The organism is Enterococcus salsurae (assembly GCF_054784955.1).
This window is the reverse complement of sequence record NZ_BAAHWY010000001.1, coordinates 822,125-840,077: the sequence shown is the minus strand read 5'-3', so window position 1 is coordinate 840,077 and position 17,953 is coordinate 822,125. Positions and strand designations below refer to the sequence as shown.

The following is a 17,953-nucleotide window of genomic DNA, read 5'->3' as shown; positions in this document are numbered from 1 at the left end:
AGATGACACTTATATTAGATATGATCAATGGCATCCACAAATTTTTGGGCTATTTGGATATTAGTCCGAAATACTTAAATCGGGCCTATACCGTTTTGAGTATCATTCCCACGGCGTATATCTTACGGATCATCTTTGGTTTGTTCTCTAACCAAAACTATGTCCAAGCAACGCTGTATAGTATCGGTTTTTTGCTCTTGATCTACTTCTGGATCTTGAATATCTTTTACTATTTTTTGGATAAAAATATGAAAGGCGATGTGACCCAAGTATTTGTCAAAGTATTGCCAGATGAAGTATTCAATATCGAAAGCGAGCACGTCAGCACGACACAAATCGATCATTTGCACACCGAAAAAGCCCAAATCGACTTCGAGGAAGACTATCAATTGATTTTGGCAGATCACTTGCAGACCTTGATCAGTCGTGATGAATTGCGTTTGCAGCCATTGAAAAATGGATTTACGATTCCTAAGAATACGTTATATCCCTATTACTTTATCAAACAACAATCAGCCAATCGTTATATCTTGCAGATTGGTACCAGCTATAGTGACATGACCGCTATTGGCACGATTCAGTGGCAAGAGGAGAAAGCGTTGGAGCCAGTTGGATTATTCATCACTGGGGGCGATTTCCTCAAAAATGAGGTGACGTATCATGAGCCTTACAGCTTGAAATTATACATCAAAAAAGCGGTGAGCCAAGAAGAAGCTGCCACGTCTAGACAAGCGTATCGCCGTCAAAAAAAATAAACGTAGTTGTGTAAATAGTGAAAACCTGCGCCAAAAGGTTTGCAATGCATCATGCATGCAAGCCCTCGCGCAGGTTTTTTGGTTATTCAATAGGAATATTTTTGGCAGGCGCATCTTTATAACTTGCTTTAGGCAAGGTCAAAGTCAGCACGCCATCTTCAAATTTAGCTTTGATCGAGGCTTCATCGATATCTGTTATCGTGAAGGTCCGCTGATAAGCACTGCTGGAACGTTCTTTGCGCAAATAGTGGCCCAGGTCGTCTTTTTCTTCCACTTCATCCGTTTGCGTTGCCGAGATCGTCAAGGTGTTGTTGACATAACTAACGCGGATATTTTCTTTTTTGATGCCAGGCAAGTCTGCTTTTACGAGATATTGATCTTCGTATTCTTTAATATCTGTATTCATTTGCCGTTCTTGCCAAAAGCTATTCATTAATTTTCCCAACAATTCTTCGCCGCCTGTAAAATCTTTTGGAATCAAGTTTGCCATAATGTTCCCTCGCTTTCTTTTGTGTATATAATGATTGGTTCTCAGTTGCTACTTTTATTTTACGAGGAACAACAGGAAAGGGCAACCAAAAGGTCGGCATCTAAGAAAACAAGAGAAATCACTCAACTATCTTTACAGAATCTGCTATGATAGAACTAAACAACTATCAGATGATGGGATGAATGAAGATGGAGATAATTGAAAAAGCGCCCGCTAAGATCAACCTCGGTCTTGATGTCGTAGACAAAAGAGCAGATGGGTATCATGAGTTAGAGATGGTGATGTCCAGCGTTGATTTAGCCGACCGTCTGATATTGGAAGAACTTGCAGAAGATAAAATCATTATCGAAACCAATAAAGCGTTCTTACCAGTAGATAAACGTAATAACGTTTATCAAGCAGCAAGTCTGATCAAAAAACGATTCGGGATCACCAAAGGAATCAAAATCAAAATCACCAAGCATATTCCTGTTGCAGCAGGATTAGGTGGTGGCAGTACCGATTGTGCTGCGGCATTGCGGGGGATGGTTCGTTTATGGGATCTGCACATATCCATGGAGGAACTGATCGAGATTGGCATGGAAGTGGGGACCGATGTTCCCTATTGTCTATATGGCACCACAGCCCATATCGCCGGAAAAGGAGAAATCGTCACACCCTTAAAACCGATGCCGCAATGTTGGGTCGTTCTGGTGAAGCCGCGCTTGAGTGTGTCGACAGGTAAAATCTTTCAACAAGTAGCATTAGACCAATTGCATCATCCGAATATTGCTGCCTTATCTGAAGCAATTTTGGCAGAAGACTACCCAGCGATGGTGGCAGCGATGGGCAACAGCTTAGAAGCGATCACGATCCCTAAGTATCCAATTGTGCAGCAAATCAAAGACCGCATGCTAAAATATGGTGCCGATACCGCGTTGATGACCGGTAGCGGTCCAACTGTCTTTGCTCTATGTCAAAAATACTCTCGAGCACAACGCGTATACAATGGGTTAAAAGGTTTTTGTGATGAAGTCTATTTGGTTCGGACATTGAAATAACAGACGACAAAAAACACAAGTGGATGACTTGTGTTTTTTGTATGTGGCCAACATATGAACAAAAGTACGGATGTTTTCCGATTTAGCAGTCGATTTCCTGAGCAAATCGGAAAACATCCGATTTATCTTGACGAAGTTGCAAAGATTTGATACAGTATCTTTTGCTTGATAAAACGGAACAAGTCCGTTTTATAATGAGATTGTCGATTTTAAAAGGAACAAAGGAGAAAATAATGAAAAAAATCATCGCCGCAACCGCACTGTTTTGTAGTTTGCTCTTAGGTGCCTGCAGCAATAGCCAGAGCAATGACGCTGATCCTGCGAAAGATGCAGGATTGTCGATCGTGACGACTTTTTATCCAATGTATGAGTTTACCAAAGAAGTAGTCGGTGATGCTGGAGAAGTATCCTTGCTGATCCCAGCAGGAACCGAACCTCATGATTTCGAACCAAGTGCCAAAGATATGGCCAAAATCATGGAAGCTGATGCCTTTGTCTATAATAGTCCATCATTAGAAACGTGGGTATCAAACGTAACAGATTCTATTGATACAAAACAAACAGCGATCATTGAAGCCGCCCAAGATATTGACTTAGCAGAAAATGAGGAAGACCATGACCACGAAGAAGCAAACCATGACCACGAATTAGATCCGCATGTCTGGACGGATCCGGTGTTGGCCATCCAAGAAGTAAAAACGATTCGTGATCAGCTGTCAGAAGCGTACCCTGGCCAAAAGGACCAATTTACGGAAAATGCCGCGGCCTATATCGAGAAGCTAGAGGCATTAGATAAAGCTTACAGTCAAGCGTTTAAAGAGGCGACACAACGGACATTCGTGACCCAACATGCTGCTTTTGGGTATTTGGCACGACAATACGATTTGGTTGAGGCATCGATTTCTGGGATCTCGCCAGATCAAGAGCCAACACCTAGTCGTTTGGCTGAGTTGAAAGAATACGTCGAAGAAAATCAAGTCAAAGTGATTTATTTTGAGGAAAATGCATCGTCTAAAGTCGCAGAAACGTTGGCGAATGAAACAGGCGTCGAGTTAGCAGTCTTGAATCCAATAGAAAGCTTGACGCAAGAACAGATGGACAATGGCGAGACCTACCTATCCGTAATGGAAGACAATTTATCGGCTTTACAAAAAAGTATCAAATAAGGAGGCGCTCCGTGCGTTATATCGATGTAAAAGACTTAACCTTTTATTATGATGATGAACCAGTTTTAGAAGACATTTCTTACTATGTAGAAGATGGAGAGTTCGTCATCTTGACAGGAGAAAATGGGGCAGCCAAATCCACCCTGATCAAAGCAACACTAGGCTTGCTGAAACCGTCAAAAGGACAGGTCACAGTAGCTAGTCAAAATGTGGCAGGTGAAAAATTAAGTGTTGCGTATATTCCCCAGCAGATTGCTTCTTTCAATGTGGGTTTTCCAAGTACAGTTTTGGAATTGGTAGAATCTGGCCGCTATCCTAAAGATCGCTGGTTCAAACGTTTGACCAAGCGTGATCACGAACATGTACGTCGCGCTTTGGATGCGGTGGGTATGTGGGAGATGCGCAACAAACGGATTGGAGAACTATCCGGCGGGCAAAAACAACGGATTAGTTTGGCACGGATTTTTGCCACAGATCCTGATCTGTTTATTTTAGATGAACCAACGACGGGAATGGATGAACAATCACGTAATTTATTTTATGAACTATTGCGGCACAATGCCCATGATCATGGCAAATCGATTTTGATGATCACCCATGACCACGAAGATATCAAAGAATACGCGGACCGTCAGATTCGCTTAGTGCGGAAGGAGGATTCACCATGGCGCTGCTTTCATATGAATTCATGAGAAGGGCTTTTTTAGCCGCTATTTTTATTGCAGGTATCGCACCGATGCTAGGCGTCTTTCTCGTGATCCGTCGCCAATCTTTAATGGCAGATACACTTTCCCATGTTTCATTGGCAGGGGTGGCTTTAGGGTTCTTCCTCAATTTGAACCCGGATCTAACCACCTTGCTTATCGTGGTGATCGCAGCCATCATCCTGGAATATTTGCGAACATTATATCGAAGCTATTCGGAAATATCGATTGCTATTTTAATGTCAGGCGGGTTAGCCCTTGCACTGGTCTTAATGAATCTTAGTGGTGGGAATTCTGCGACAAGTATCCAATCATACTTATTTGGGTCAATCGTGACGATCACCCAAGAGCAAGTCTGGATTTTAGGCTTCCTTTTCTTGATTGTTTTTGCTTTATTCTTTTTGTTCAAGCGGCCCATGTATATATTGACATTTGACGAAGATACCGCCCATGTGGATGGTTTGCCGATTCGTGTGATGTCGATGCTGTTCAATGTCTTAACAGGTGTGGCCATTGCCATGATGATTCCCATCGCAGGGGCACTATTGATCTCAGCCATCATGGTCTTGCCAGCAGCCATCAGTATGCGTTTAGGTAAAAGCTTTAATGCAGTGATCTTGATCAGTGTCGTGATTGGCATGATCGGTATGATGACGGGATTGACGAGTTCGTTTTATTTAGACACACCACCAGGAGCCACGATCACGTTAGTTTTCATCGGTTTGTTCTTACTCATCAACCTGATCAAACGGATCATCATTCTCTTCCAACGAAAACAACGGCTAAAATAAACCGCTTTATGAAAAAGAAACGAAGAATCAGCGTTTCTTTTTTTTATATTCTAATCAAACCCGAACGTTTTAAACTTATTTTGAGATAATGCTCGCATTTATTTCAGAAAAGCCTTATAATAAGGCGAATAAACTAAAGGAGTTGTCTGGTGTGAAAATACGTCGCAGTGAACGTCTGATCGACATGACCCACTATTTATTGAATCATCCCCATGAACTGATTTCATTGTCTTTTTTTGCGAAGCGTTATGCCTCTGCAAAATCATCGATCAGTGAAGATCTTTCGATTATCAAAAAGACTTTCAAAGAGCGTGGAACTGGCCTGTTAGATACTGTACCTGGCGCAGCGGGCGGTGTTTTTTTTGTGCCTGAAATCTCAAAGGAAGAAGCGTATGCATATGTAGAAGGATTGGCAGAACGGTTGTCGGAACAAGACCGTTTACTACCAGGCGGCTATGTGTATCTTTCAGATTTATTGGGGGAACCAGAACTGTTGCGGCAAGTTGGCCGAATCATTGCGTCAAAGTATCTTGGTGAAAAAATCGACGCGGTCATGACGGTGGCGACGAAAGGTGTACCCATCGCACAAGCCGTTTCTTATTATCTGAATGTCCCTTTCGTTATCGTTCGTCGGGATTCTAAAATCACTGAAGGCTCAACTGTGAGCGTAAACTATGTTTCCGGATCTTCTGAGCGGATCGAGAAGATGGAATTATCCAAACGCAGTTTAAAACGCGGTTCTCGCGTGTTGGTGGTCGACGACTTTATGAAAGGCGGCGGTACGGTCAACGGGATGAAGAGTTTGATCGAAGAATTCGAAGCAGAACTCGTCGGGATCACGGTATTTGCTGAAACGAAATTCAAAGGTAAGCGGGCAATCACGGATTATAGCTCATTGTTGTACGTCGAAGATGTTGATACACAAACCAAAACGATCTCGGTTGTACCAGGAAATTATTTTACAAAAGAAGCTGAATAATTGAAACACCTTGCTCGCGGATGTTCATCTGAAGCAAGGTTTTTTTTTAATTGGTCTAGGTGCAAATAACGCTAAACATTGAAATTTACAATCACTTGGGCTAAACTAATTATAGGATAAACCAAAGGGCAGAACATGTCCCAATCGATAGGAGTGGAATACGTGGAAGCACGTTATGCAATTATTTTGGCAGCTGGTAAAGGCACACGCATGAAATCAAAGTTATACAAAGTCTTACATCCAGTTTGCGGGAAACCAATGGTCGAGCATATTATGAATCGTGTGGCTGTAACTGCACCTGAAGAGATCGTTACGATCGTCGGTCACGGCGCAGAAATGGTGAAAGAACAACTAGGGGACCGCACACAATACGCCCTTCAAGCTGAGCAGTTAGGGACAGGGCATGCAGTTGTCCAAGCTGAAACATTTTTGAAAGGCAAAAAAGGGACAACACTTGTGATTAGCGGGGATACACCGCTTTTAACGACCGAAACATTGAACAATTTGTTTGATTACCATCAAGGCAAAAACGCCTCAGCCACAATTTTAACTGCCCAAGCAGACGATCCAACCGGTTATGGCCGTATTTTGCGTGATCATGTCGGCATCGTAGAGAAAATCGTTGAGCAAAAAGATGCTACAACGGAGGAAGCACTAGTCAGAGAAATCAATACAGGGACGTACTGTTTTGATAATGAGCTGCTTTTTGATGCCTTGGCAAAATTAGATACAGACAATGCGCAAGGGGAATATTATCTAACGGACATTATCGAGATCTTGAAAGAAGAAGGCAAAATTATCGCGGCGTATCAAACCGAAGATTTCAATGAATCATTAGGCGTGAATGATCGCTTGGCATTGGCCGAAGCCAATCGATTGATGCGGATTCGTATCAATCAAACCCACATGCGCAATGGTGTCACGTTGATCGATCCGGCAACGACTTACATTGACGAAGGTGTTGTGATCGGTTCAGATACATTGATTGAAGCAGGGGTCGTGATCAAAGGCCAGACAACGATTGGCGATGATTGCATCATCACAGCCTCGTCGCAAATCATTGACAGTCAAATCAAGGATCATGTTACGATCAAAGCATCTGTTGTCGAAGAAAGTATCATTCATGCAGGAGCCGATGTGGGTCCTAATGCGCACTTGCGGCCAAAAGCTGAAATCATGGAAGGTGCCCATGTGGGCAACTTTGTTGAGATCAAAAATGCCACGATCGGCGAAGGAACCAAAGTTGGTCACTTAACCTATGTTGGGGATGCAACATTAGGCAAAAATATCAATGTCGGCTGTGGTGTCGTATTTGTCAATTATGATGGCAAACATAAATTTAAAACGACTGTCGGCGACAACACCTTTATCGGTTCGGGTTCAAATTTAGTTGCACCATTGGCGATTGCTGAAGAAACGATGATCGCAGCAGGATCCACGATCACCCAAGATGTGCCCAAGCACAGTATGGCGATTGCACGTGCCCGCCAAGAGAATAAAGCGGATTATGCAAAAAAACTGCCTTATCTAAATGAGAAATAGCGAAATGACTTGATTTATTCACGAAAAATGACTACTATTTATTAGGAAGAAGATTCTAGTAAAATAGTCGTCATTTTTTATTAGTTACACGTAAAGAAAGTGGAGGTTCTCATGTCAAATCATTATTTTGATCCAAGATTGAAGATTTTTTCTCTGAACTCAAATCGTCCTTTAGCGGAAAAAATCGCAGCTGCAGTAGGTGTCGAATTAGGTAAGTGTTCCGTAAAACAATTCAGCGATGGCGAAATCCAAGTGAATATCGAAGAAAGTATTCGCGGTTCACATGTCTATGTGATCCAATCGACCAGCAGTCCTGTAAATGATAACTTAATGGAATTGTTGATCATGATCGACGCATTGAAACGCGCAAGTGCGAAGACGATCAATGTGGTCATGCCTTATTACGGCTACGCTAGACAAGACCGAAAAGCACGTTCAAGAGAACCAATCACAGCAAAACTTGTAGCAAATATGATTGAAAAAGCCGGTGCGGACCGTATGGTGACACTTGACTTGCACGCATCACAAATCCAAGGATTTTTCGATATGCCAGTCGATCATTTGATGGGTGCGCCATTGATTGCCAATTACTTTTTAGAACGCAATATCCAAGGAGATGACGTTGTTGTCGTTTCACCAGACCATGGTGGCGTGACGCGCGCGCGCAAACTGGCTGAGTTTCTTAAATCACCCATTGCAATCATTGACAAACGTCGGCCTAAAGCCAATGTAGCTGAAGTCATGAACATTATTGGTCATGTTGAAGGCAAAACGTGTGTCTTGATCGATGATATGATCGATACGGCAGGAACCATTACACTAGCGGCCAATGCCTTGAAACAAGCAGGTGCCAAAAGTGTCTATGCCTCATGTACACACCCAGTATTGTCAGGCCCAGCTTTGGAACGGATCGAAGATTCTGCCATCGAACATTTGGTTGTGACTGACTCGATTTATTTGCCAGCAGACCGCAAATCAGAAAAAATCGATGAAATCAGTGTTGGTGCGTTGATGGGCGAAGCCATCAAACGAATCCATGAGAACAAACCTGTAAGTCCATTGTTTGAATCAAAATTATCTATCTAATACTTGGCGATCCTTCAAGTATGTTGTATCCTCCAGTTGACCGAGACAGCTGGAGGATTTTTATATTTGATTGGTATCGGAACAATAACGCTTCTTTTTTTACAGAAGTATGATATGCTATGAGAGGACTTACAGTCCAAAAAAAAACAAATAGAATCTAATCACAAAGGGGAGCCTGAAAAGGCTGAGAATGAGTATACTCTAAACCCTTCGTACCTGTTTCGGTCATACGAACGTAGGAATTGTGACGAGTTGAAGTGTCTGACACTTCTCCTTTGTGAATTGTGATGATTCGAAAAGGAGGAGTTTTTTTGACGAAAAAAATTGATCTGCGGGTATGGACGGAAGGGACGATGATTGCGGCGCTTGGGGTGGCATTGTCTTTTATTCCAGTACAATCGGTCAATGCAGGGTTGGATCTCTCGCTGGGATTGGTTCCTTTGGTCTTGTATTCCTATCGCCGCGGTTTTGTGCCTGGTGTGACAGCTGGCTTCATGTGGGGGCTATTGAACATACTGGTGGGTAGTGCCATGAAAAATTTCATCAGCGTCCCGCAAATTATTTTTGAATATCCTTTTGCCTTTGCCTTTGGTGGATTTGGCGGGTTGTTTGCCAATCGGATCCAACAAGCACTGCGGAACAAAGCCAATATCGCTTATTGGTATATCGGGATTGGTGGATTTATCGCCGTGGTTTGCCGCTGGTTCTGGCATTTCTGGGCGGGGGTATTTGTTTGGGGAATGTATGCACCAGAAGGTCAAAGCCCCTATGTCTATTCACTGATTTTTAATGGCGGGTCCGTAGTGATCAACACCATATATGTTAGTGTTGTGTTGATATTATTAGCCAAAACCGCACCAAAATTATTTTTGCCGAAAGGATAAAATAAAAAATGTCATGCCCGCGAGTCGTGTGGGTCATGACATTTTTTTGTCCATAAAGCCAAAAGCTAGATCTTCTTGATCAATATCTAATGTCCATTTTTTTTGGTTGGCGTAGTAGCGCAACACGGCAATTTGATCAAGGGAACTTTTGTTGACTTGGCTGCTTTTCAAACCGGAGTCTTCCATCAGATAAATCGGGATCGTGAATGTTTTGTCGATCAATTGATCTTGGCTCAAGCAGAATAAGACACCTTCTTGCATGACACTACGGAGTTCTTTCAGTAGATTGAAGTCTAATTTTTCGACAGAAACAGCTTTTTTGAAGAAAGAAATACGGTCGTTGATTTTTTCTAAGACGATTCGGGTGATTCGATCGGCTAAAATGCGGTAATACTCGTCCAAGTAGCGGTAATATACACGGGAGCGGTTGTCTTTCAAATCAAAAAAGACAAAGTTGTTTTGCAATTTATAAAAAAACGGTGAATGCAAGTGGGTTTTCATATGGCCAAAATATAACAGTTCTGAAATCTCTAACGGTGTGAGTTCCTTCAACATATCGAAATCATTGAAATCGACCCATTTCATTTCTTCCGTGACGCGTCCTTTGTTCAATTGCTGGAAGAAAAGTTGCACATTTTCGATGCCGCGAATCACTTTGAGGCCAGTGTGGCCGTCAAATTCACCAAATTCGCTGGAAGGATCAAGCAAAAGCAGATTCTTGGGTTGATGCACAATGCTCTTGTTGAAATCTTGGGGGGCAAGCCCACGGGTCAAGACGGCATTGCTGGTTGTATCTATATGTACGTAAATCGTATTGGACATGCCGGTTGATCCCTCCTATGTAATATGTTCATTCTACAACAAAGCGCTGAAAAATGCTTGTATCTTTTCGTTTAAAGTTATATTACAAAATAACAGAAAAAACAATTTTTAAGCTCCACCCCCCTCTTTGCCTAAACATTTCTTTTCTTTTGGTAAAATAACTGAGCAAAATTGGCGCTATCAAGAGGTTTTTGGTATGATAAAAGGAGATAAAAATTGGAGAGATATGAGATGAAAAAAAAGAAGAGATTCAGGCGCTGGCTCAGCAATCTTTTTTTGTTATTATTGCTTTTAGTTGGACTCGTGCTGGTATTCAACAATCAAATCAAAAACTTCTTTATCAAGCAGACCGGGGATGCATACGCGGTCAGTGAAATCAGTCGTGCCGATGTCGAAAAAAACATGGAAGCTGACACGACATTTGATTTCGATGCAGTGGAGCCGGCCAGTTCAGAAGCAGTGCTGAGAGCGCAACTCAGCAATAAAGTATTGCCTGTGATCGGGGGCGTAGCGATCCCAAGTGTGGCGATCAATTTACCGATTTTCAAAGGGTTATCCAATGAAGCCTTATTATATGGTGCAGGGACTTTGAGCCCTACGCAGCAAATGGGTGAAGGCAATTATGCCTTAGCCAGTCACCGCGCACAATCGCCGGAACTGTTGTTTACACCTTTAGATGATGTGGCGATCGGTGCAACGATTTACATCACTGATTTGGAGAATATTTATACCTACACCGCGACTTCAACAGTGCGGGTCGAGCCAACAGATGTCTATCTTTTAGACGAAGTGGAAGGACGCAAGATGATCACATTGATTACCTGCGGCGAAATGGGTGGTATCACTCGGCGGGTCGTGCAAGGGGATCTGCAAGCAGTGACACCTGTTGCTGCAGCCACATCAGATATGTTGGCTGCATTTAATATGGCACAACGAACATTTTAACGTGAAGAATAGCGAGTGGTAGGTCAACAGCCGTGTCATTCGGCTATTCTTTTGTTCTTTAAGGAGATTTCTGATGAAAGCCAAAAAAGTAACGACCGTCGATTTCGTGTTGCAACGAAGGGCGTTTCAAGAAAGCCAGCTGACCTTTTCATTCTTTGACAGTCATTCTGCAGGCAGGGCGTATTTTGGCCAGCACATAGAGGAACAAGGCTGGCAGATCAACACACGTCAAGGCCGCTTGTACCTCAGTTGCCGTCTTGAAGAAAATCAAATGATCATTTATGATTTGTTGCATGAAGCCGATACGCAGTTTTCATGGCAAAAATACACGGGGGTTGTCGAAAGTTTTGCCCGCAGTCGATTTGCCGCAAGTGTCTGTTGGCGATTGCCTGACCATCCGCTATTTTCGGAGTTTTTCACCCAGCAAGGCTATCAAAAGGTGGCAGCCGGCTTTCAAAAAACATTGGTTTATAATACAGCCTTGGTTTTAGGTGGCGGCGGGGCTCATGGCGCATATCAAATAGGGGTCTGGCAAGCGCTGCAAGAGCGCGGCATCAATTTCAAGTGGATCACGGGTACCTCAGTGGGGGCGTTGAATGGCGCATTGATTTTGATGAATGATGTGGAAGCAGCGGTGGACTTGTGGGCCAATATTTCTAATGCCAAAGTTTTGCAATATCCGTTGGCAGAAGCCAAAGCGCAGACGTTGCGAGAAATGATGGACCAGACGCATTCCTTAGTGGTGACCGCATTGAAAACCAATGGTGCGCGCACGGAACCATTAGCCGCTTTATTGGCTTCAGTATTTGACGCAGAAAAATTTGCGCAAACGACTAGACAACTGCTGATTTGTACCACGCGACTGCCTGATTTCAAAGAAACGATTTATACCTTTGATCCTGCAGATACGGCAGAGAACCTGCAATGGCTGTTGGCTTCAGCATCTTTTTACCCGGCGATGCAAGCCCAGCAAATCAATGGTACTTATTATATCGATGGCGGCTACCGCAATAATCTGCCGATCGATGTAGCCATTGCACAAGGCGCAACAGAATGTATCACCGTGGATGTCCAAGGACCCGGCGTCAATAAAAAAATCAATGTGCCGGAAAATATCGCGCAAATTTCTCTCGGTTCCCCGTGGACGATGGGCAGCTTCTTGATCTTTGATGCCCAAAGGTCTTTAGACAATATGACCTTGGGCTATTTGGAAACGTTGAAAACCTTTGGCAAGTACCAAGGCTATTGGTATACTTTTGAGAAAGATGCCCAGTTCCAGCGTCCATGGCGACAGTGTTTGCGTTGGTTGAAGCAAGAGCACGCGTATCTATACGAAGAAATCAAAAAAACTGATTTCTTAAAAAAACTGCGTAAATTTTATCAAGGGGATATCCCAGTGGCCGAGTGGGGACGGATCTTGTTGGAGTGCAGCGCCAAGACATTACATTTGCCGCCAACAGTCATTTATGAACCAGCAACGATGACCCAAGGCATTGCCAAAAAAATTGCGCAAGAAGCCAATGGCGGTAGCGAAGCGTGGTCCATCAGTGAGTGGCTGACCTTTTATAAAGACCGTTTTTACCTTTTATCGGAGCAAAATCGTTTTTTGTTCTTTTATCGAACACAAGCCTTATCCACACCTGCATTGCAGCAAATCCGCCGGCGATATCCTCTGCTTGCGACGCTTGCTGCTTATAGTTATTATCTTTTGAAAGGAGATAGAGATGGAGAAATTTTCTTATGAAATCGTTGAAGAGATTGCCGTTTTGTCAGAAAACCCGAAAGGATGGCGCAAAGAATTGAACTTGGTCAGTTGGAGCGGACGGCCGCCGAAGTTTGACTTGCGAGATTGGGCACCTGATCATGAAAAAATGGGCAAAGGCATCACATTGTCCAATGAGGAATTTGAAGGGTTGAAAAAGGCATTGGCGTCAATGTAGTCGCCAACCGCCAAGTCAGGTACGACCAAGAAAGGACGTCAACAGATGAAAAGTATGACAGGTTTTGGCAAGGGCAGTGCGGATACACCAGCTGGCCAAATCGAAGTAGAGATCAAAAGTGTCAATCAGCGCTTTTTTGATTTACAATTACGCATGCCTAAGCAATTGAATACCATCGAGAGCACGATCAGACAACAAATCAAGCAGACCCTGCAACGCGGGCGCATCGAACTATATGTCACGATAAAAGAGACCGCAGCGCAGCAGAAACAAATCAATATTCAATGGGATCTATTGTCGGCATTTATGGAAGAAGTAGAAACAGAAGCAAAGCAACGTTTCGGCCTCACTGATTTGCCCAGGGAACAATTATTGGAGCGCTTTTTGACCAATGACGCTTTTTTGTCTGTATCAGACAATGAACCAGAGGAAAATCAGCTCACATCAGGGGTCTTGGCTGCGTTGACGGACGCGTTAGCCGCTATCGAGCGCAGTCGCCAAGCAGAGGGTGCTGGCATTTTGCAAGTGTTGCAAGAGAATCAGCAGCAACTGCAAGACAAACTGGCGGAGTTGTCGCAATTTGTCGCTGTCTATGAGGCAGATTACCAAGCCCGTTTTGAGAAAAAATTGACCGCTTATCTTGGGGAAACTGTCGATCAAGATCGCTTGCTGACAGAGCTAGCCTTGCTATTGGAGCGTGGCGACATCCACGAAGAAATCGATCGTCTAGGCATCCACTTGACAACAATGACCAGTTTATTGGCCACTGAAACACCGGTTGGTCGGGAGTTGGATTTTTTGATCCAGGAAATGAATCGCGAAGTCAATACGATCGGATCGAAATCAGGCGCGATCACCATCAAAAATCACGTCGTTCAAATGAAGACGATCCTAGAAAAAATCCGCGAACAAATCCAAAATATTGAGTAGGAGGAAGCAACAATGACATATTACGATATCACTTTTCATGAATTAAGCGGCAAAAGTATCATCAAACGGAGTGTCCCTTCGGACAAAACAAATTTCGATGCATGGCAAGATGCTTGTGCAGCCATCGAACCCGATTTTTTGCATATTCTAGTCAATGGAGATGCCGTTTCGTTGAACCGACGCTATATCGTGCGTATTGATTGCCAAGAAGTATCAGATCCAACTGAAAAAGCCATCACCGCAAAGGATGAATTGGCAGGTGTCATCAATACCTTGAGCAATATGGGCTTTTAATGAGAATCTCGCAGACGAGGGACTAGCTATTTCATAAAATTCCCATTATAATAAAGTAGTTCTTGAAAGTTGCTGAAAAAAAGTGCAAAATAGACGTTAAGCAAATGTCAGTGAAAGGACGTCATTATGTCAGAGCGAGGATTACTTATAGTTTTATCAGGGCCTTCTGGAGTAGGCAAAGGCACCGTTAGAAAGGCGATTTTTGAACGTGATGACAACGATTTTCAATATTCGGTGTCAATGACAACACGCCAACAACGCCCAGGAGAAGTCGAAGGTGTAGATTATTATTTCCGCAGTCGCAAGGAGTTTGAAGCCTTGATCGAGGCTGGCGAAATGTTGGAGTATGCCGAATATGTCGGCAATTATTATGGCACACCATTGTCTTATGTCAGACAGACCTTAGACCAAGGAAAAGATGTTTTCTTGGAGATAGAAGTACAAGGGGCTAAACAAGTCAAAGACAACGTACCCGACGGAGTCTTTATTTTCTTGACGCCGCCTGATCTGGCCGAATTACGCTCTCGTATTACAGGAAGAGGGACCGACTCTGCCGAAGTGATCGATGAACGCATGCGGGTGGCCCGCGAAGAAATCGAAATGATGGCATTATATGATTATGCTGTTGTGAATGATGAAGTCCCCAAGGCAGTCGATCGGATCCGCGAGATCATTTCTAGTGAACATTTTCGCGTCGACCGAGTGATCGGAACCTATATCAAAATGTTAGAGGAGCTGTAAGAAAAATGATGTTAAAACCTTCAATCGATTCATTATTGGATCGTGTCAATTCAAAATATTCATTGGTGATCCTAGCCAGCAAACGTGCCCATGAGCTAGATGCCGGTGCCCAAGCAACATTGGAATCTTTTGACTCAGTCAAAAGTGTTGGCCAAGCATTAGAAGAAATCGAGGCAGAAATGGTCGTAAACGATCCGCATCCAGAAATCAAACGTGCCCGTTTGAAGATGGAGCAAGAAGAACGTAAAGCGCTAAAAGACCAAGAACAAAAAGAACTAGAAGCGCGCATTCGTGACGAACAAAAGCTTTAAACAAAACAGCTGGAGCACGCCTGTGTTCCGGCTTTTTATTTGGTTTGCCGATCGTTAAATTTTTGTAAGGGATACAGACAAACAGACAGCTATTTAGTAAAATAGAGCCTAAAGGAGGAGCAGAGATGACGCACATAGCAGAAGTCATCGTGGATGTCCCCACGATGCAGACCGACCAGCCGTTTACATATGAAGTACCAACTGAATTACAAGCTGTCATCGAAACTGGGATGCGTGTGGAAGTCCCCTTTGGCCAAGGCGATCGCCACATCCAAGGCTTCGTCGTTGGATTGTCACAGATAGCAAAGATTGACCAGCCATTGAAACCAATCACGCGGTTGTTGGATCTTTCACCAGTAGTCAATGATGAGCTGCTCCAACTCGCCGATTATATGAAGCAAACCACATTCGCCTTCAAAATCACTTGCTTGCAAACGATGTTGCCGAGTGTGATGAAGGCCGAATACCAAAAACAAATCGTTTTGTTAGATGATAGCCACCAGATTCGCAGTTATTTTCCAGAAAACGGGGTACTAAGCTGGCAAGATGCTGAAGCAGCTGGTTTGCTGCCGCGTTTAAAACCATTACGATCAGCTGCCGTAGTAGAAGTACAGTACTTAGTCAAAAATAAGAACAAAGCCAAAATGATCCGCTACGTGCAACGACAAATCGATCCGGCAGTGATTCCTGATATCGTGGATCAGTTGCGTAAAGGGTCGACCCGAAAAGCAGCGCTCTTACACATTTTGTCACAGGAAGCCTATCTGCCGGTTTCCTTTTTTACCGAAAATGGCATTTCTTCTGCTGTCTTGAATCAAGGGGAAGCAGAAGGGTGGTTGACCTTCAAAGAAGTGGAAGCCTACCGAGATCCTTTCAAGGACCATGACTTTCAAAAAACCAGCCCACTTGAATTAAATACCGATCAAATAAAAGCAGTGACGGCTATCACAGCAGCCGTGCAAAACAAGCAAGCCCAAACCTTTTTACTGGAGGGCATCACTGGCAGCGGTAAAACTGAAGTCTATCTCCAAACGATTGCGCAGTTGCTGGAACAAGGCAAAACAGCGATCATGCTCGTACCCGAAATTGCATTGACACCTCAGATGGTGGAACGCTTCAAGAGCCGTCTAGGCAATGCCGTCGCGGTCTTGCACAGTGGCTTGTCGCAAGGCGAAAAGTATGATGAGTGGCGCAAGATCGAACGAGGTGAAGCGCAAGTCGTGGTTGGTGCCCGATCAGCTATTTTTGCTCCGTTGAAAAATATTGGGGTGATCATCGTTGATGAAGAACATGAAGCGACATACAAACAAGAAGAAGCCCCCCGTTACCATGCACGAGATTTAGCCATTTGGCGTGGCTCTTATCACCATTGCCCTGTTGTGCTAGGCAGTGCAACGCCTTCACTGGAATCGCGGGCCCGGGCACAAAAAAATGTCTATCAGCTATTGCGCTTGAACCAACGAGCAAAAGCCAATGCCCAACTGCCGACAATCGATGTCGTAGATATGCGGACTGAGTTTGCGCAAAAACAATACCAAACCTTTTCAAAACTACTCCAGGAAAAAATCGTTGATCGTTTGGCGCGTAAAGAACAAATCGTCTTGTTGTTGAACCGCAGAGGCTATTCTTCCTTCGTGATGTGTCGCGACTGCGGCTATGTTTTACCCTGTCCCAATTGCGATATTTCTTTGACCTTGCATATGGATACAAAAACGATGCGCTGCCACTACTGCGGCCATGAAGAACACATTCCGCATCGTTGCCCCAACTGTCAAGCCGACAAGATCCGTTATTATGGAACGGGTACCCAAAAAGTGGAAGAAGAACTGCATGAATTATTCCCAGAGGCGCGCGTGCTGCGGATGGATGTCGATACCACGCGTAAGAAAGGCGCACATGAGAAGATTTTAACGGCCTTTGGCGAAAAGAAAGCGGATATTTTACTGGGTACCCAAATGATTGCCAAAGGTTTGGATTTTCCCGATATTACTTTGGTAGGCGTCCTCAATGCTGACACAGCATTGAACTTGCCAGATTTTCGCTCCAGCGAGCGAACATTTCAATTGCTGACGCAGGTTAGCGGTCGGGCAGGACGAGCTGAAAAAACCGGTGAAGTAGTGATCCAGACTTTCAACCCAGAACACTATGCGATCCAATTGGCACAAACGCAGGATTATGAAGACTTTTATCAAAAAGAAATGTGGGTCCGCCATCAAAGCGGCTATCCGCCTTACTTTTATACCGTTAAAATTACGTGCAGCCATCCTGAAGAACAGGTGGCGGCCCAGAAAATGTTTGCTATCGCCCGCGACCTCAAACAAGAGCTTTCTCCGCAAAGTGTCTTGTTGGGTCCGGCACCTAGTGCGATTTTGCGGATCAAAAACCGTTATTATTATCAACTGATCATCAAATATAAACAAGAACCGCAATTACCAGCAATGTTGACCCGTCTGTTGGATCAAAGTCAAATCGATCAGCGCAAAGGCCTATATGTGTCGATTGACCAAGAGCCGTTGAATTTTATTTAGAGGAG

Annotated in this window: 19 protein-coding genes and 1 riboswitch; of the genes, 17 read left to right on the top strand and 2 right to left on the bottom strand. The window is 43.8% G+C overall.

Features of this window, described 5'->3' with window-relative positions; translation table 11 throughout:
- Positions 1-2: 2 nt before the first annotated feature.
- Positions 3-755, top strand: a complete 753-nt coding sequence (locus ACYVRS_RS04120; protein WP_313540170.1) for a DUF6681 family protein — start codon at positions 3-5, stop codon at positions 753-755.
- An 82-nt stretch (positions 756-837) separates the two neighbouring features.
- Here ACYVRS_RS04120 and ACYVRS_RS04115 read toward each other — a convergent pair whose 3' ends face one another.
- Positions 838-1,245, bottom strand: coding sequence for an Hsp20/alpha crystallin family protein (locus ACYVRS_RS04115; RefSeq protein ID WP_054114833.1), 408 nt, complete (start codon positions 1,243-1,245; stop codon positions 838-840).
- Between the two features lie 188 nt (positions 1,246-1,433).
- Here ACYVRS_RS04115 and ispE point away from each other — a divergent pair, with 188 nt between their 5' ends.
- The 8 genes from ispE to thiT all read left to right on the top strand — a co-directional run bounded on the left by ispE (position 1,434) and on the right by thiT (position 9,437).
- A complete protein-coding gene (ispE, locus tag ACYVRS_RS04110) occupies positions 1,434-2,285 on the top strand; it encodes a 4-(cytidine 5'-diphospho)-2-C-methyl-D-erythritol kinase (protein ID WP_054114834.1) in 852 nt (283 codons plus the stop codon).
- A 233-nt stretch (positions 2,286-2,518) separates the two neighbouring features.
- Positions 2,519-3,451 carry a metal ABC transporter substrate-binding protein gene (locus ACYVRS_RS04105; RefSeq protein ID WP_313538865.1) on the top strand — a complete coding sequence of 311 codons (933 nt, stop codon included), beginning with the start codon at positions 2,519-2,521 and terminating at the stop codon, positions 3,449-3,451.
- An 11-nt stretch (positions 3,452-3,462) separates the two neighbouring features.
- On the top strand, positions 3,463-4,143 hold the full coding sequence (locus ACYVRS_RS04100; protein WP_054114836.1) for a metal ABC transporter ATP-binding protein: 681 nt from the start codon (positions 3,463-3,465) through the stop codon (positions 4,141-4,143).
- A complete protein-coding gene (locus ACYVRS_RS04095; protein ID WP_054114837.1) occupies positions 4,116-4,946 on the top strand; it encodes a metal ABC transporter permease in 831 nt (276 codons plus the stop codon). Before ACYVRS_RS04100 ends, ACYVRS_RS04095 begins: the two co-directional genes overlap by 28 nt.
- A 151-nt stretch (positions 4,947-5,097) precedes the next feature.
- Positions 5,098-5,925, top strand: a complete 828-nt coding sequence (gene purR / locus ACYVRS_RS04090; RefSeq protein WP_312498399.1) for a pur operon repressor — start codon at positions 5,098-5,100, stop codon at positions 5,923-5,925.
- Between the two features lie 162 nt (positions 5,926-6,087).
- Positions 6,088-7,467 carry a bifunctional UDP-N-acetylglucosamine diphosphorylase/glucosamine-1-phosphate N-acetyltransferase GlmU gene (glmU, locus tag ACYVRS_RS04085; protein WP_461202629.1) on the top strand — a complete coding sequence of 460 codons (1,380 nt, stop codon included), beginning with the start codon at positions 6,088-6,090 and terminating at the stop codon, positions 7,465-7,467.
- A 111-nt stretch (positions 7,468-7,578) separates the two neighbouring features.
- Positions 7,579-8,553 carry a ribose-phosphate diphosphokinase gene (locus tag ACYVRS_RS04080; protein ID WP_312498397.1) on the top strand — a complete coding sequence of 325 codons (975 nt, stop codon included), beginning with the start codon at positions 7,579-7,581 and terminating at the stop codon, positions 8,551-8,553.
- A gap of 157 nt (positions 8,554-8,710) precedes the next feature.
- Positions 8,711-8,812: riboswitch (TPP riboswitch) on the top strand.
- Positions 8,813-8,864: 52 nt separating this feature from the next.
- Complete coding sequence (gene thiT / locus ACYVRS_RS04075; protein ID WP_461199037.1) at positions 8,865-9,437, top strand: energy-coupled thiamine transporter ThiT; 573 nt, start codon at positions 8,865-8,867, stop codon at positions 9,435-9,437.
- Positions 9,438-9,470: 33 nt separating this feature from the next.
- Here thiT and ACYVRS_RS04070 read toward each other — a convergent pair whose 3' ends face one another.
- A complete protein-coding gene (locus ACYVRS_RS04070) occupies positions 9,471-10,259 on the bottom strand; it encodes a hypothetical protein (protein WP_054114842.1) in 789 nt (262 codons plus the stop codon).
- Positions 10,260-10,490: 231 nt separating this feature from the next.
- Here ACYVRS_RS04070 and ACYVRS_RS04065 point away from each other — a divergent pair, with 231 nt between their 5' ends.
- From ACYVRS_RS04065 to priA, 8 genes are all read left to right on the top strand, one after another.
- Positions 10,491-11,204, top strand: coding sequence for a class A sortase (locus ACYVRS_RS04065; RefSeq protein WP_313538859.1), 714 nt, complete (start codon positions 10,491-10,493; stop codon positions 11,202-11,204).
- A 73-nt stretch (positions 11,205-11,277) separates the two neighbouring features.
- Entirely contained in the window at positions 11,278-12,948 is a 1,671-nt protein-coding gene (locus tag ACYVRS_RS04060; RefSeq protein WP_461199041.1) for a patatin-like phospholipase family protein, read from the top strand.
- Entirely contained in the window at positions 12,929-13,144 is a 216-nt protein-coding gene (locus tag ACYVRS_RS04055; RefSeq protein WP_054114845.1) for a YdbC family protein, read from the top strand. The genes ACYVRS_RS04060 and ACYVRS_RS04055 overlap by 20 nt, the downstream gene beginning before the upstream one ends.
- 45 nt (positions 13,145-13,189) lie before the next feature.
- On the top strand, positions 13,190-14,074 hold the full coding sequence (locus ACYVRS_RS04050) for a YicC/YloC family endoribonuclease (RefSeq protein WP_461199043.1): 885 nt from the start codon (positions 13,190-13,192) through the stop codon (positions 14,072-14,074).
- A 12-nt stretch (positions 14,075-14,086) separates the two neighbouring features.
- Entirely contained in the window at positions 14,087-14,368 is a 282-nt protein-coding gene (locus tag ACYVRS_RS04045) for a hypothetical protein (protein ID WP_054114847.1), read from the top strand.
- A gap of 126 nt (positions 14,369-14,494) precedes the next feature.
- Positions 14,495-15,109, top strand: coding sequence for a guanylate kinase (gene gmk / locus ACYVRS_RS04040; protein WP_461199044.1), 615 nt, complete (start codon positions 14,495-14,497; stop codon positions 15,107-15,109).
- 5 nt (positions 15,110-15,114) lie between these two features.
- The gene (gene rpoZ, locus ACYVRS_RS04035; protein ID WP_054114849.1) at positions 15,115-15,420 is read left to right on the top strand and encodes a DNA-directed RNA polymerase subunit omega; all 306 of its coding nucleotides are present in this window, start codon (positions 15,115-15,117) and stop codon (positions 15,418-15,420) included.
- Between the two features lie 125 nt (positions 15,421-15,545).
- Positions 15,546-17,948, top strand: a complete 2,403-nt coding sequence (gene priA, locus ACYVRS_RS04030; RefSeq protein WP_054114850.1) for a primosomal protein N' — start codon at positions 15,546-15,548, stop codon at positions 17,946-17,948.
- Positions 17,949-17,953 lie beyond the last annotated feature (5 nt).